A 16481-nucleotide genomic window follows, 5' to 3' on the forward strand; every position below is an offset into this window, starting at 1 on the left:
AAATGCACCCCCATGTTTATGATCGGGCAGAAAGACCAACCGGAATTACGGCATCATGTATTTCTTTTTCTAATTCCAATTGATATGCACGATACGTTTCCTCATCCCAGTTAAGAAGATTTTTCATTACACGCATAACCGGTTCTTTATATAATTGTACCCAATTTATATCAAAATATAGTCTGCCAGTTCGTCTTATGAAGAAATCTACTGGTTTTACTGCCATTTCCTCCTGCACAGCATAAACAACTTCAGCATACACAGCAGGCGTTATGTCGCTACCGATATTCAGACCGGTTGCGGCATGGGCAATAGTAAATAATTTATCAACATTGGTGCCATAAAAAGATGCCAGCTTTCTTCCTTCTTCCTCTGTCAGACCATATTTTACCGCTTCTTTCGCTTTTTTGCTGACAAAGGATTCAAACATTTTGGAACCTCCAAAATCAGCTCCTGATATCGGCAGATCTTTCGTAATACACTTATTAAAACTTTGTTTTGTTTCCGATTTTAAGCGTTTGGATACCAAGTCAACGACATGTTCAGACATTTTACGGTAACCTGTTAACTTGCCGCCTGCAATCGTAATAAGTCCGCTGTCATGTTCCCACACTTCATCTCTTCGTGAAATTTCAGAAGGATCTTTCCCTTCTTCAAAAATCAGCGGTCTGACGCCTGCCCAGCTTGATTCTACATCATTTTCCAAGATATTTACTTCAGGGAACATATAATGAATAGCATCAAGGATATACTTGCGGTCTTCTACTGTCATTTTAGGATTTGCAGTATCCTGAGAATTATCATAAAAAGTATCTGTAGTTCCTACATATGCTTTGCCGTTTCTAGGGATAGCAAACATCATCCGTCCATCCGGCGTGTCAAAATACAGTGCTTGTTTAAGCGGAAATACAGACTCGTCAAGAACCAAATGAACTCCCTTGGTCAATCGCAGCTGCTTCATATTTTTTGAGTAGTCTTTATTGCGGACATCATCAACCCAAGGCCCTGCTGCATTGACAACTTTTCTCCCTAGAATTGTATGCGGATTTCCCGTAATTAAGTCTGTGGCCTGGATTCCCGAAACTTTTTCTTTATCATAAGTAAAACGGTCTGCTTTTACATAATTTATAAAATCGGCTCCGAATTCAACTGCTTTTTTTATAATTTCCAAAGTAAGTCTCGCGTCATCTGTACGGTATTCAACATAATAACCTCCACCGCGAAGATTATCTTTTTTCACAAGGGGTTCACGTTCAATTGTTTGCTTCGCATTCAGCATTTTGCGGCGCTCCTGGCGCTTTACTCCTGCTAAATAATCGTATACCCGCAATCCTACGGACGTGCTGAACTTCCCAAATGTCCCGCCTTTATGAATAGGCAGCAGCATCCATTCAGGCGTTGTAACATGAGCACCGTTTTCATATACAATTTCCCGCTCTTTGCCTACTTCAGCGACCAGCTTTACTTCGAATTGTTTTAAATATCGCAGACCGCCATGAACAAGTTTAGTGGATCTGCTCGAGGTACCTCCTGCAAAGTCCTGCATGTCCACAACTGCTACTTTCATGCCTCGAGTTGCTGCATCAAGTGCAATACCAGCCCCTGTGATTCCTCCGCCAATTACGACAATATCGTAAATTTCTTTGTTCATTTGCGCTAATTTTTCATTTCTGTTTTCGCTTGAAAATATATTCACTGTAATTTCCTCCTTTAATTTATATCTACCATGATGCAAGTGGGTAATTAGCATCATATTTGCCATGCAAAAAAAGAGAGGCAGAATTACATTATGAGCTTATTTATCATAATGAATTCAGGCCTCTCTCCATCTCTACCCGTTTATTAACTTGTTTACACTATACCATAATTCTTTTTTATTTAAAAGCCATTGCTGCTTTTACAGCTTTTTGCCAGCCGGAATATAATTCCTCACTCACACTGCTGTCCATTGATGGATCAAAATCTGTTTCAACTTTCCACATATCAGCGATGTCTTCACGACTATCCCAATAGCCAACTGCAAGTCCGGCAAGATAGGCTGCCCCAAGTGCAGTTGTTTCACTGATAACCGGTCTTTCAACAGGGACGTTTAAAATATCACTCTGAAACTGCATTAAAAAGTCGTTTTTCACCGTTCCGCCATCAACCCGTAATTTTTTCAACTCAATGCCGGAATCTTTTTCCATCGCATCAAGTACATCTTTGGTCTGATATGCAAGTGACTCAAGTGTAGCACGGACAAAATGCTCCTTTGAGGTTCCTCTTGTCAACCCGAACACTGCTCCTCTAACATCACTATCCCAGTAAGGTGTGCCCAGACCAACAAAAGCAGGCACAACATAAACGCCATCAGTAGAATCTACCCGTTTGGCATAGTCTTCACTAGCCGGTGCATTTTTCAGCATTCTTAGTCCGTCACGCAGCCATTGGATTGCGGAGCCTGCAACAAAAATACTGCCTTCTAAAGCATATTCAACTTTACCGTCTATTCCCCATGCAAGAGTGGTTAAAAGCCCATGCTCAGACTTTACGGCTTTTTCCCCTGTGTTCATTAACATAAAGCACCCTGTGCCATATGTATTTTTGGCCATCCCTTCTTTATAACACGCCTGTCCAAAAAGAGCTGCCTGCTGGTCACCCGCTGCTCCCGCAATCGGAATTTCGCGGCCGAAGAAATGATACGCTACAGTCTTACCGTATATTTCTGAAGAAGGTTTTACTTCTGGAAGCATCGATTTCGGAACTCCAAGAATATCCAGCAATTCCTGATCCCATTGCAAATCATAAATATTATACATCAGGGTTCGGGAAGCATTGGAATAGTCGGTCACATGTGCTTTTCCGCCTGAAAGTTTCCAAATCAGCCAGGAATCAATTGTTCCAAACAGCAGCTTTCCATCCTCTGCTTTTTGTCTTGCACCATCTACATTATCTAAAATCCATTTTACTTTCGTTCCCGAAAAATAAGCGTCAATTAAAAGACCTGTTTTGTCTCTAAACGTATCGTTATGACCCTGTTTTTTAAGTTCATCGCAAATTTCTGATGTCTGTCTGGACTGCCAGACAATGGCATTATAAACCGGAATACCAGTTTCCTTATCCCACACCACTGCTGTTTCACGCTGGTTTGTAATGCCGATTCCTTCTATTTGCTCGGCATTTACACCCGCTTCAGATAATGCAGAAGCAATAACGGATAAAATTGAACCCCAAATTTCATTGGCGTTATGTTCAACCCAGCCTGGCTTAGGAAAAATCTGCTGGAATTCTTTTTGGGCAATTTTAACAATCTCCCCTTTTTTATTAAATAATATTGCTCTTGAACTCGTTGTTCCCTGATCCAAAGATAAAATATACTTTTCCATAATATTTCCTCCTTATGCTGTAAGCTGCTTATTTTTTTTTGCCTGGTTTTCCTTTTTATCGATAAGTAAACTTAACACTAAACAGCCAATTGTTGCAGCTAGAATAATCCAAAGCCAGACAGTAAATTCTCCGATGAATACGCTTTTATAAAAAACTCCCGCCAGTGATCCGCCAAGAACCGGTCCTAATACCGGCACCCAGGAATATCCCCAATTAGAATTCCCTTTTCCTGCAATAGGAAGTAAGAAGTGAGCTATTCTTGGACCTAAATCACGCGCAGGATTGATTGCATATCCTGTTGTTCCGCCCAAAGACAATCCAATGGCCACGATCAGCATACCGACGATGAACGGATTAAGTCCTTCTGTGAATTGGTTGGCTCCGATTGATAGGATCCCCAAAACCAGTATAAACGTTCCAATAACTTCACTTAACAAGTTGGAAAAAAAGTGTGGGATAGCAGGTCCCGTTGAAAAGACACCAAGTTTTGTTTCCGGTTCTTCTGTTACCTTCCAATGAGGTAAAAAATGCAGCCATATAACTGTCGCTCCAATTATCGCACCTATCATTTGTGCTGTAATATAACCGGGTACGCCGCTCCATGCGAAGTCGCCATTAAAGGCAAGACCAAGTGTTACAGCAGGATTTAAATGAGCACCGCTAAACTGACCAACGGCGTAAACCGCCATCGCTACACCCAATCCCCAGCCGAAGGCAATAACAATCCAGCCGCCGTTAAAAGCGAATGATTTCTTTAAATTTACATTTGCACATACACCTGCACCAAAAACTATTAATATTGCAGTACCTATTACTTCCGCCAAAAATCCACTCAACTTTAAAACCTCCCATTACCATATAGTAATATTTTCCATATTATACAGACAAAGAGACCCACCGACTTTACCTTTTTAAGTGTAAAAGTACCTGTGAGTCTCTTCATCTCTGCACGGAATATTAACTTGAAAATAGCTTATCAACAAATGAAAACGCTGTCAACTATTCTTTTATTCCGATCTATCTGAAAAATATTTCCATAGAGTATGCGAAGAGGTCGTAATTGCACTTGCACCTGCTGATATAGCTGCTTCAACTTCACTTGGCGTATCAATTAAACCTCCGGCAATAATCGGTTTCCCTGTGCTGTCACGGATCCGTTCAATCACTTTTGGAACAACCCCAGGTAAAAGTTCAATATAATCCGGATCATTCTTTTGAATTAACTGTACGCTTCTTTTTAAGGCATTTGAATCAATGACAAACGTCCGTTGAATAGCACGAACATTAAGCTGTCTGGCTTTTTTAATTACACTTCCTCTAGTAGAAATAATTCCGTAGGGTTTAATAGATTGGCACACAAATTCAGTAGCGTGTTCATCGTTTGCCAGACCTTGAATCAAATCCATATGTAAAAACATTTCCTTGCCCTCTGAACGTGCATATTCAAATACACTCTTTAACATACCCACGTGCAGATCAAGGAAAACTCCATATTTAAAAGAATAAGTAAGCATTTTATCAAAATCTTTCATTGAACGAATTGCCGGTAATATCTGCTGACCACCGAAAAGCATAAATTTTTCTCCTTTCAACCTTAATTACCCTAATTTACCTTAACTTCATCATATATCTTTCGCTGATTTTATACAAAAAAGCAATCTGATTTAAGCAGTAGGAAGGCAATTTTTTGGGGAAATACGGTTTTTGATACATTAGATAGGCTTTCTTTAAATCTTTCCACTGGCTGTCCTGAACATTCTTTTGCCGAAAGCGCGCCACATCTATCAATTTAATTTCTTTTTTATCTGTTAATAGGATATTTCTCAAGTGAATGTCTGAAGGCGTGAGTCCTCGATCACTTGCTTCAGCCAATGCCTTATCTACTTCAGTAATGCAGGCAGGATCAATTACCTGCCCGTCAACCAAACAATCAAACAGCGTGCTGCCGCTGATATAATCAATCACAATATAATTATTCCCTCCCTCATGCAGCCTTGGATAATAGTCGCTGCCTGACAGCAAGCGGTATATCGCTGCTTCCTCCTGTGATATACCGGCGAATTCCGGAAAGTACACTTTAATCACAAGAGCAGTATCTTTAATATGATAGGCCGCAGCACTTCGCCCAAGCCCTATAAGCGTTAATTGTGGATGCTGAGATAAAATAACCCTTTTTGAACGTCTTACTTCAAAGGTTACACTTTCTGCCAAATACTGATACTCATTCAAAAGGAGCACCCTTTCTAATTTTTCGGATCTTTCATGAAAAATCTATTCAAAATTTCGAGCATCTTTTTCCTCATTTATTTGTTGGGATAGATAAAGTTTCACGCACCCTAAAATGATCAAAACTAAGCAGGAAAAGATAGAGATTACCAGGAAGAGTGTTGACAGAAGTGAAATTTGAAAGGAGTTAGCATAATAAACAGCCATTGAAAGTGTGCCCAAAATAATAAATAAACATGTTAACCTGTTTATTTTCTTTATCAGCATATTTGATTTCAACCTCCCCATCACAAAAAACCCCTATTTCCATATTGGTACCCTAACGCGAATACATGTACTCCCCAAAAATCTGTGTCTTTTAAATAAAATTATATTCTGCTGTTTCTCTATTATACATTATTAAAAAAATCAGCCTGCTCTTATGAGGAGCAGGCGAAAAAAATCTACTTATTGTGTTCAAGATAATATCGGATATTATGCACCAGCTTAATCTGCATTTCCTTAATATTAAATCCCGGTACAGCTACGGTTTTACTGGTATCCACTTTTACGGACAGAACATAATAATCCCTGTATTCATCTAATTCAACAGGATATTTTGTTCCATCAACTTCAATAACCGGAAGATAGCCTACTTTACTCTCAGGCATTTTCTCCATTGACCCCACCTCCACCTGAATTTCACAAACTGTACTGATTTTCTTTTTTGAGGCAGTCAACATTTGGGTTAAGTCACATGACTCTTTTAAACATTTTTTCCATTTCATACGTGGAATAATGAATAATAATCGGTCTTCCATGAGGACAGGTGAAAGGGTCTGCTGTTGCCCTTAATTCATCTAATAACTGCTGCATATCCTGATGTCTTAGATAATGATTTGCTTTTATAGAACGTTTACAGCTCATCAAAATTGCTGCTTCTTCCCTTAATTTAGCAATGTTTACTTTTTTCATCCGGAGAAGCTGCTCGATCATATCTTCGATAATTCCCGCTTCTTCTCCTTTAGGAAACCAGGTTGGCGTTGCCCGAACGATAAAACCGTTACCGCCAAAATCCTCCAAAAATATACCTACCTTTTCAAGCTCTTTTTCATGGTCCTGAATTCGAATCCATTCATCTGTTGAAAATTGAAGAGTTAATGGGACTAGGAGCTCTTGAAGCTCTGACTCAACCTGTCCTACCTTATTTTTAAAGTATTCGTATTTTATGCGCTCCTGTGCAGCGTGCTGATCTATTATATATAAACCGATTTCGTTTTGAGATAGAATATATGTTCCGTGCATTTGCCCGATTGCATAAAGCGGAGGCACACGTGATGCTTCCTGCATTTGCGGCTGTTGATTCTCAGGCGCTTCTTTTTCTGCTTCGTAATGATCAGAGGATAAAGAAAACGCCGGCAATCCATTTGCTGCTTGATTCCAAGTGGGCTTCTCTTCCCTTGCCTGAGCAACAGGTTCTTCATTCAACCCTAACGGCTCTGGCTCTTCCAGTTTGCTCTTGTCGTTTACCTGAACTGGATGCTGCTCTTTAATTGGCTCATCAAAGGAGAAGTGTGTCTGCTCTGTGGGCTTGTGATAATTTTTCACTTTTTCCACTTTACCGCTTGGAATAAGCTCCTGCTTCTTAAATAACTCTTTAATCGCTTCTGTAATAATTTCTGTAAGCTCCTGTTCCTTGCTAAATCTTACTTCCTGCTTTGAGGGATGAACATTTACATCCACTAAGACCGGATCCATTTTAATTGAAAGCAAGACAATAGGGTAACGGCCTATTGGCAGCAGGGTGTGATATCCCGCCTGAATAGCTCTTGTTATGCTGTAATTACGAATATATCTGCCATTAATTAATATCGATATATAATTTCTTGAGGCACGCGTTATTTCCGGCAGAGCTGCATAACCCTCCACCTCAAAATCAAGAGACTCCTTATTAAACGGAACCATTTTTTTCGCGGTATGCATACCATAAATTGCAGCAAGCACCTGTCTGGCATCACCCTTGCCATTCGTTTGAAGGAGTATTTTACCATTGTGCCTCAATCGGAATGATATCTCTGGATGTGATAAAGAAATTCTATTTACTATATCAGTTGCATTCCCAAGCTCCGTATGAATTGTCTTCATATATTTAAGCCTTGCAGGCGTGTTGAAAAAAAGCTCAGTTATCTGGATGTCAGTCCCTTGACGGGAGGCAGCCGGTTTTTGCTCCGCTACTTCACCGCCAATGAGCTTAAGATAAGTTCCGTTTTCACCTGTGGAAGTAGTTAATTCAACTTTTGAAACGGAAGCAATACTTGGCAACGCCTCTCCTCTGAAGCCTAATGTTCTTATACGGAACAAGTCATGCTCATTGGAAATCTTGCTTGTGGCATGGCGTGAAAAAGCAGCCATTATGTCATCCTGCTCAATTCCATTTCCATTGTCTCTAATCCGAATACTGGATAATCCTGCTTCTTCAAGATCCACTTCAATAATTGTGGCCTCTGCATCAATTGCATTTTCTACAAGTTCTTTCACAACTGAGGCAGGCCGCTCAACAACTTCCCCAGCTGCTATTTTATTTGCCAGTGCTTCATCCAGCTGACGAATTTTGGCCATTTTCATCACCTCATTTTCCAGCTATTTCGATTGTGATTTAGCAAGCTTCTGCAGCCTGTACAATTCATTCATTGCTTCTAGCGGGGTCAGATCCAGCACATTGGTCGCTAGTAATTCCCGCTGGATTTTGTCTGGTTTTTTTTCTTTTTTTATCTCAGGTTCTTCAAACAGAGATAATTGTCCTGTGGAAAGATCCCCGATTTGCTTATTGCCCGTTTTCTCCTCAGTGGATTCAAAGCCTGCCAGCAATGAATTGGCACGATCAATAAGCGATGTAGGTAAATTCGCTAATTGAGCAACATGAATACCATAGCTTTTGTCTGCGGGACCTTCCTTCACTTTATGCAAAAAGACAACATGGCCATCTTGCTCAGCAGCTGAAACATGTACATTGACCAGATTATTAAGATCATTTGATAAATCCACCAGCTCGTGATAATGAGTGGAAAAAAGAGTTTTAGCCCCCACTTTATCATGCACATACTCAATTATGGCTTGAGCCAGCGCCATTCCATCGTATGTTGATGTCCCTCTTCCAATCTCATCAAACAGAATTAAACTGTTTTGTGTTGCATGACTCAACGCATGCTGAGCTTCTAACATCTCAACCATAAATGTGCTTTGCCCGGATACCAGGTCATCTGCTGCTCCAATCCTTGTGAAGATGCGGTCAAATATCGGCAGATTCGCTTTAGCTGCCGGAACATAGCAGCCCATTTGTGCCAATATAGAAGTCAGGGCAACCTGGCGCATATAGGTGCTTTTACCTGACATATTAGGACCGGTTATAAGAAGCATTTCACACTCTTTGTTCATTGTGCAATCATTTGGAACATATTCCTGGGAATCCATAACCTTCTCCACTACCGGATGGCGTCCCTCGATTATTTCTATTTTGCGCTCACTGTTAAAGGCTGGCTTAACATAGTGGCGATTTTCACTAACTGTCGCAAAACACTGCAAAACATCGAGCTTACTAATCTCATAAGCTAATTTTTGCAGACGGGGAATTTCTACTTTCACTTTTTCTCTCAAAGCTTGGAATAGCGTATACTCGAGCTCTGTTGAACGGACTTCTGCCTGTAAAATCAGCTCTTCTTTTTCTTTTAATTCAGGCGTTATAAACCGTTCTGCATTGGTCAGCGTTTGACGTCGTTCATACATGCCTTCCTGCAAGGCGGATAAATTGGCCTTGGTTACCTCTATATAATAGCCAAACACACGATTATATCCGATTTTTAAAGAACGGATTCCTGTTTTTTTACGTTCCTTCTGCTCCAGTTCCGCAATCCAGGTTTTTCCGTTTCGACTCGCATCCCGGTATTCATCAAGTTCTGCATTAAAACCATCTTTTATAAAATTTCCATCCTTAATCGCAAGAGGAGGCTGCTCAACAATCGCTGTTTCAAGTTCATCTGCCAGGTCCGCACATGGATCTAGTGAATCAGAAATAGCCTGTATAACCGGGTGGTCCATTTCTGTCAATGTCTGGCGGACTCCGGGTATTTGCTGAAGGGATTTCTTCAGCTGTACCAGATCACGGGCATTAACATTCCCAAATGCCACCCTGCCGGCTAAACGCTCAAGATCATAAACGCCTTTTAGCAATTCTCTTAGTGTTTGTCTTTCAAAGAAACAATCAACAAACCCCTCTACCGCCTCAAGACGGTGCTTAATAGCCTTCTGATCCACCAGCGGACGTTCTATCCAGCGTTTCAGCAGTCTGGCACCCATTGCTGTCATGGTTTCATCAAGCAGCCATACAAGGGAACCTTTTTTTCCATTGCCCCGGATTGTTTCTGTCAATTCAAGGTTGCGTTTTGAGTTCGGATCCATTCGCAAAAAGGAAGCTGTTTGATAAGGTGCTGTTTTTTGTAAATGATCGAGCGCACGTTTTTGAGTAGACATTGTATAATGCAGCAGACGGTTCATTGACCGAAGCAGTTTGTCTTCTTTTAAGTCTTCAACCACATAAGTAAATGAAGATGCCATATCACAATCATCCATAGTGGATAACGAGAGAATATTTCTTTCCCGAAGCATCTTTTCTATAGCAGGATCTTCGCTGGAGGAAAAAACAACTTCACGAGCCTGAATGCTGACCAGCTCGTTAACCGCTTCTTCCTTGGAATCCACAACGGTTGCCTTTGATTCACCTGTTGATAAATCAAGATAGGCAATACTGTAGGAACGATCTTCAAAGCCGGTAACAGCTGCTATGTAATGGTTTTCTTTTTCATCGAGACTGCGTGCTTCCATTACCGTTCCAGGGGTGATCATTTGAACGATTTCCCTTTTCACTACCCCTTTTGTTTGTTTTGGATCTTCCGTTTGTTCACAGATCGCAACTTTAAAACCTTTTTCAATTAATTGCTCAATATATCCAGCAGCAGCATGATGCGGTACTCCGCACATCGGTATTTTTTCAGCCACTCCACCGTCCCTGGCGGTTAATGTAATTTCCAGTTCCCTCGATGCATTTAATGCATCGTCAAAAAACATTTCATAGAAATCACCTAAACGGAAAAATAAAAAAGCATCTGGAACCTCCGCCTTAATTTTTAAATACTGCTGGATCATTGGTGTATAAGTTTTCATAATGCTAAAAACCTCTCCGTTCTAAATTAAAAATTCCTGTTCACAGTATATCATATTGATGAACATTTCCTCATGTAACGATTTTCCCTCAAAACAAAAAAAGCGCCCTATAAGGTGGGTGCTTTAATTATATTTTTTGAGAACCAGGAAGCAAAAAACGAGATCAGTATCCCTGCAATGATCATTGCATAAATATGCCTGGAGGAATTTACACCCAGTATCCCAATTACCAGCAGTCCGCAAGCGACGCCCAGGATGATTGTTAAATACGGTCTTATGATCGGAGCAAGCCTTTTTTCAAAGGAAAAATGCACAAGTACAAGAATGGCAAAAGTAATAATAAACATAATTAAGGCAAACCAAAACAATTCCGCATCCATCATTAAACGGTCTCCTCTCGTGTTAGTTATATGTAGCACATTAAGGACCGGTTAAAACATTTATTGTTTTTATAGAAAAAAAGCCAGGCAATAAATCGCCTGACTTAATGTCTTTTTGATTTTTCGAATCCTAAAAAGTCCGTTTTAATCTCATCAATTTCTTCATCATCTAAATCGTCTTCATCATAATCCCAATCAGCTTCTACTTCATCACGATGGAAAATAACACACATTTTGGTTTCTCCAACACATTCTACAAGTATTTCCCGTTCAACTTGTACGACGATTTTTAATCCATTTTCCGAGATAGAGGCTTCAAGACAGTTCGGCTGCTGCAATACTCTGGCAATAATTTCGTTGTCATCATAACAATCTGGATCACGATACTTGAGCTTGATCACATCTTTGTATGAAACATTTTCGATAACAACGGATGTTTTCGTATTATCATGATGAGAAAACCAAACGTTTACATCAAACGTACCGCTGACCTCAACCTTTTTTCCAACTTTCTTAGCATCATATTTATGGTTGATGATCCAGCAGCCTAAAATACTGGTTGGACGATGGGGTGGATGGATGCTGTGATGCGATTGCGTGAATTTTCGGCCCTTGGCCACGACGGACTTGGTGATAATTTCTCTGTACTCCGACATTCATGCGGCCTCCTTTCATTTCCTTTTATCCTATGCAGAAAGTTTAGGAGATGTGCGAAAACCTATCTTTTTTTCAAGATATGTTCTGAATGTCTGTTTTATTAATTAGTTATACGCGAAATAATTAATTAAACGAAACGCAGGATGGTCCAGAGTTGATAAACCAGGGAATAAAATAAAAAATAAAAAAGATGAGCCATAAGCCCATCTTTTTTATTTAACTTTTTAACTGTTCAGCTAATTCCTTATCAAGGTGTGCATTCACCTCTCCAAGCACTTTCATTGTCTCAGGAATATTTTCTGGTGCTACATAAAATTCAAGAACATGGGTAAAGTCTCCAGATGAAGATTGACTCTGAGTCAGGTCTGCATTCGTCACTACGCCTGCAGTGGGCGTAGTATTTCCTGAGAAGCTTAGTGCGGGAACCACCAACAGATTGAGATCACCATCCGGGATAGGATCCACCCTGGCATCACTTATTGGTATTTTTTTTAATTTCACCACTGCTGACTCCGCGTCATTTTCAGATTGAAAATAGGTTTGAACATGCTGCAACATTGCTCATCATCCTTCCAGCTATTTATAAAACTTTACCCCTGTCAAGCATAAATAAACCAATCATTAACAGCATCATAAATTAGAAGTTACCATACATCGGGCCAATGGAGAAAATGCAGTTTTCAATTTTAAAAGAAACCTAATTTTTTAGGGCTGTAGCTAACAAGCATATTTTTCGTTTGCTGATAATGTTCAAGCATCATTTTATGGTTTTCACGGCCAATTCCTGACATTTTATAACCGCCAAATGCAGCATGTGCCGGGTACTGATGGTAGCAGTTTGTCCAGACTCTCCCTGCCTGAATTCCGCGTCCGAACCGGTAGGCCGTATTAATATTTCTTGTCCAGATGCCTGAACCTAGACCATACAAAGTATCATTTGCGATCTCCATAGCTTCTTCATCTGTTTTAAATGTTGTCACTGATAAAACAGGTCCAAAAATTTCTTCCTGAAAAATTCTCATCTGGTTATTTCCTTTAAAAATGGTTGGCTGAATATAATATCCTTCTGCATTTTCTCCTTCCTGTTTATTGACTTCTCCACCGACGAGTACTTCCGCACCTTCATCCTTGCCTATTTGAAGATAGGATTGTATTTTTTCCATTTGTTCTCTTGAAGCCTGTGCACCCATCATTGAATTCGGATCAAGCGGGTTGCCTGTATTAATTTGTTTAACGCGTTCAATAACCTTTTCCATAAACCGGTCAAAAATATCCTCGTGAACAAGGGCTCTGGATGGACAAGTACATACTTCACCTTGATTTAAGGCAAACATTAAAAGTCCTTCAACGGCTTTATCTACGAAATCATCATCTTCATCAAGAATGTCTTTAAAGAATATATTAGGCGACTTCCCTCCAAGTTCAAGCGTTACCGGAATTAAGTTTTCAGAAGCATATTCCATAATCATACGCCCGGTTGTCGTTTCGCCTGTAAACGCAATTTTGGCAATCCTTTTACTGGAAGCGAGCGGCTTGCCAGCTTCAAGGCCAAACCCATTTACTATATTGAGTACGCCTGGCGGCAACAGATCACCAATTAACTCAGTTACAAGCATAATGGATGCAGGAGTTTGTTCTGCTGGTTTTAACACAACACAGTTACCCGCTGCGAGCGCTGGTGCAAGTTTCCAGACCGCCATTAGAATAGGGAAATTCCACGGGATGATCTGTCCTACAACCCCCAATGGTTCATGAAAATGATAGGCAACCGTGTCCTCATCAATTTCACCTAATGTGCCTTCCTGCGCTCTTATTACACCGGCAAAATAGCGAAAATGATCAATTGCCAATGGAATATCTGCGTTCAGTGTTTCCCGGACTGCTTTTCCGTTTTCCCATGTTTCGGCAACTGCCAGCATTTCAAGATTCTCTTCCATGCGGTCTGCAATTTTATTTAAAATAACAGACCGTTCAGTGACGGAAGTTTTACCCCAGGCATCCTTAGCACTATGGGCTGCATCAAGCGCTTTCTCAATATCCTCTTCGGTCGATCTTGCTACTTGTGTGAATACTTTCCCGTTAACCGGTGATGGATTTTCAAAGTATTCACCTCTTGCAGGAGCAACCCATTCCCCGCCTATGTAGTTATCATACTTTTCTTTATATTGGACGATTGAGCCTTCAGTATTTGGATTTGCATATGTCATGTGTTTTCCTCCAGATATACTTATTTTAAAACCTGTCATTGAAACAAAGGACCGAGTCACCTCCCTAGTTATTTGTAATCGCTTTCATATTTTCGTAAATTAATAATTTCTTACAGACGCTTACTCTCTTTTTATCAAACATTCAATTCATTGTCAATTTTCAGAAAAAAGATAAAGAAAAAAACTTCCTTTTTAAAGGAAGTTTTCTATGGAGATTACGAACAGCTGCTGCCGCCGCCTTTACGGACTTGAGCACCTGTTTCGCCTTTCAGTATATCTCCGCCAGTTTGACGGATAATTTCATCTGTTACAGAATTCGAAACTGTATTGGCTACCATTTGAAGCAGTTCATTAACTTCTACTTGAGATTGTTTAAATTCCTGTACAATGGGAATGTCATCGATTTCAGCTTCAACCTTTTCAATTTTAGCTTCAATCATTTTTAACGCTTCGTGTTTTCCGTAATGCTGAAAGTTAACTGCCTGCTTTTGCAGACTGCGCAGGCTGGCAATTTTTTCGCGAATTTTTTGATTTTCCTGTATTTGTGCTTCAGCACGCTTAAAGAAATCAACTTCTTCAGTAGTGGTAATCATTTGTGCGAGATCTTTCGCTTTTGCAATAATGTCTTTTTTTGTGTAGCGTTGTTCCATTATACCTTCACCTCTGCCGGGTTTTCCGCTTCAATCACTTCACCATTCAGGCTCCATGTTTTGGCATCCGTTATTTTTACTTGAACTAACTTTCCAATTGATTCTTTTGGAGCAACAAAATTAACCAGCTTACTCGTGCGTGTATAGCCGGATAATACGTTTGGATTTTTTCTGCTTTCTCCTTCAACCAGAACCTCCATTACTTGGCCTTCCAGTTTTTTGAGCGCTGCATTGGACATCTCATTCACCAAATTATTTAACCGCTGTAATCTTTCTTTTTTTACTTCAAGCGGAACATTGTCTTCCATTTTAGCTGCCGGAGTTCCTTCCCGGGGAGAATAAATATAAGTGAAGGCTGTTTCAAACCCCACCTCTTTGTACAATGACAAAGTTTCTTCAAATTGCTCTTCAGTTTCATTCGGGAAACCGACAATGATGTCTGTAGTCAGTACTGCATTCGGTATAGCATTGCGAATTTTCCCCACAAGATTTATGAAGTGTTCCCGTGTGTATTTACGGGCCATCAGTTTAAGCACTTGTGAAGAACCATGTTGAACAGGCAAATGGATATGTTCAACTAAATTGCCCCCTTTAGCCAGAACCTCGATCAGATAATCATCAAAGTCGCGCGGATGGCTCGTCGTAAAACGGATACGGGGGATATCAATTTGCCTTAATTCGTCCATAAGCTGGCCGAGACCATACTCAATATCTTCAAAATCTTTTCCGTACGCATTAACGTTCTGTCCAAGCAGAGTAATTTCCTGATACCCCTGTGCAGCTAAATGACGCACTTCCTGAATAATATCCTCAGGACGTCTGCTCCGCTCTTTACCACGTGTGTAAGGGACGATACAGTACGTACAGAACTTATCACAGCCATACATAATATTAACCCAGCCTTTAATGGCACCTTTACGGACTTTAGGGAGATTTTCAATTACATCGCCCTCTTTTGACCATACTTCTACGACCATCTCTTTACTTAAATAAGCTTCATTTAGAATATTAGGCAGTCTGTGTATATTGTGCGTTCCAAAAATCATATCGATATGCTGATGTGTTTTCAGAATTTTATTAACTACTGATTCTTCCTGCGACATACAACCGCATACACCAATCAGCAGATCAGGCCGCTCAAGCTTAAGCGGTTTTAAATGACCGATTTCACCGAATACTTTGTTTTCAGCGTTTTCACGAATAGCACATGTATTTAATAAGATGACATCTGCATCTGCTGTGGAGTCAGTTAACTCATAGCCCAACTGCAAAAAGATTCCTGCCATTACTTCAGTGTCATGTTCATTCATTTGACAGCCGTAAGTACGGATATAAAATTTACGGCCTTTGCCCATTCCTTCAAATTCAGCATCAATCTTAAAGTCTTTATGATAACTAACTTCTTCTTTTCCACGCTTTTTAGCGTCTTTTAAAGAAGGAGGGCTGTAAACAGTTTGAAAGTATTGACTGTAGTCTTTATCTTTCTTGCCCTTGGCAGGTGTCACTGAGGCTTGCTGGCCTGCTAGACGCTGCTCTTCGTTCATGAGAAAATCCCCTTTCTATCGAAACCTGTTAAGGTTTGCTTCAAAACAATAAGTCATTTCATTTTAAAGGTTTTTGTGAGTTATGACAAAATCACACGTTCTTTTAGTATAAAGGGTCTTATAGGCAGATACAATAGGGACGGCTTGTTTGTCGAAATTTCGCCCTTTTCTATGTAATTTTCTTGAGGTCTGCTTTTTAAAACTTGTCCATTACCTCTTTTTCGTATGTTCAGTAGGACATGAATATTCGTTTAT

At 40.2% G+C, this 16481-nt stretch carries 14 protein-coding genes; all 14 read right to left on the bottom strand.

Features of this window, described 5'->3' with window-relative positions; all coding sequences use genetic code 11:
* Positions 1-16: 16 nt before the first annotated feature.
* The 14 genes from E2R51_RS04395 to miaB all read right to left on the bottom strand — a co-directional run bounded on the left by E2R51_RS04395 (position 17) and on the right by miaB (position 16226).
* Complete coding sequence (locus tag E2R51_RS04395) at positions 17-1651, bottom strand: glycerol-3-phosphate dehydrogenase/oxidase (protein WP_240732989.1); 1635 nt, start codon at positions 1649-1651, stop codon at positions 17-19.
* A 223-nt stretch (positions 1652-1874) separates the two neighbouring features.
* The gene (gene glpK / locus E2R51_RS04400; RefSeq protein ID WP_133375804.1) at positions 1875-3365 is read right to left on the bottom strand and encodes a glycerol kinase GlpK; all 1491 of its coding nucleotides are present in this window, start codon (positions 3363-3365) and stop codon (positions 1875-1877) included.
* A 12-nt stretch (positions 3366-3377) separates the two neighbouring features.
* The gene (locus tag E2R51_RS04405) at positions 3378-4202 is read right to left on the bottom strand and encodes an MIP/aquaporin family protein (protein WP_133375805.1); all 825 of its coding nucleotides are present in this window, start codon (positions 4200-4202) and stop codon (positions 3378-3380) included.
* A gap of 171 nt (positions 4203-4373) precedes the next feature.
* Positions 4374-4940: a glycerol-3-phosphate responsive antiterminator gene (locus E2R51_RS04410; protein ID WP_133375806.1), complete on the bottom strand. Its 567-nt coding sequence runs from the start codon at positions 4938-4940 to the stop codon at positions 4374-4376.
* Between the two features lie 34 nt (positions 4941-4974).
* Positions 4975-5595, bottom strand: coding sequence for a protein kinase family protein (locus E2R51_RS04415; protein ID WP_133375807.1), 621 nt, complete (start codon positions 5593-5595; stop codon positions 4975-4977).
* Positions 5596-6035: 440 nt separating this feature from the next.
* The gene (locus tag E2R51_RS04420; protein ID WP_133375808.1) at positions 6036-6251 is read right to left on the bottom strand and encodes a hypothetical protein; all 216 of its coding nucleotides are present in this window, start codon (positions 6249-6251) and stop codon (positions 6036-6038) included.
* Positions 6252-6324: 73 nt separating this feature from the next.
* Complete coding sequence (gene mutL, locus E2R51_RS04425; protein WP_133375809.1) at positions 6325-8190, bottom strand: DNA mismatch repair endonuclease MutL; 1866 nt, start codon at positions 8188-8190, stop codon at positions 6325-6327.
* Between the two features lie 21 nt (positions 8191-8211).
* Positions 8212-10788 carry a DNA mismatch repair protein MutS gene (gene mutS / locus E2R51_RS04430; protein WP_205703307.1) on the bottom strand — a complete coding sequence of 859 codons (2577 nt, stop codon included), beginning with the start codon at positions 10786-10788 and terminating at the stop codon, positions 8212-8214.
* 107 nt (positions 10789-10895) lie between these two features.
* Positions 10896-11171, bottom strand: coding sequence for a hypothetical protein (locus tag E2R51_RS04435; protein WP_133375811.1), 276 nt, complete (start codon positions 11169-11171; stop codon positions 10896-10898).
* Between the two features lie 101 nt (positions 11172-11272).
* Positions 11273-11824, bottom strand: coding sequence for an outer spore coat protein CotE (gene cotE, locus E2R51_RS04440; protein ID WP_133375812.1), 552 nt, complete (start codon positions 11822-11824; stop codon positions 11273-11275).
* Between the two features lie 217 nt (positions 11825-12041).
* Entirely contained in the window at positions 12042-12383 is a 342-nt protein-coding gene (locus E2R51_RS04445; protein WP_133375813.1) for a hypothetical protein, read from the bottom strand.
* Between the two features lie 128 nt (positions 12384-12511).
* Positions 12512-14032, bottom strand: a complete 1521-nt coding sequence (gene adh, locus E2R51_RS04450) for an aldehyde dehydrogenase (protein WP_133375814.1) — start codon at positions 14030-14032, stop codon at positions 12512-12514.
* 215 nt (positions 14033-14247) lie between these two features.
* A complete protein-coding gene (locus tag E2R51_RS04455) occupies positions 14248-14682 on the bottom strand; it encodes a YlbF/YmcA family competence regulator (protein ID WP_133375815.1) in 435 nt (144 codons plus the stop codon).
* Positions 14682-16226 (bottom strand): tRNA (N6-isopentenyl adenosine(37)-C2)-methylthiotransferase MiaB, encoded by a 1545-nt coding sequence (gene miaB, locus E2R51_RS04460; RefSeq protein WP_133375816.1) that lies wholly within the window; start codon positions 16224-16226, stop codon positions 14682-14684. Before miaB ends, E2R51_RS04455 begins: the two co-directional genes overlap by 1 nt.
* Between the last annotated feature and the right edge of the window lie 255 nt (positions 16227-16481).

The sequence above is a fragment of the Jeotgalibacillus sp. S-D1 genome, from assembly GCF_004358665.1.
Taxonomy (GTDB): Bacteria; Bacillota; Bacilli; order Bacillales; family Jeotgalibacillaceae; genus Jeotgalibacillus.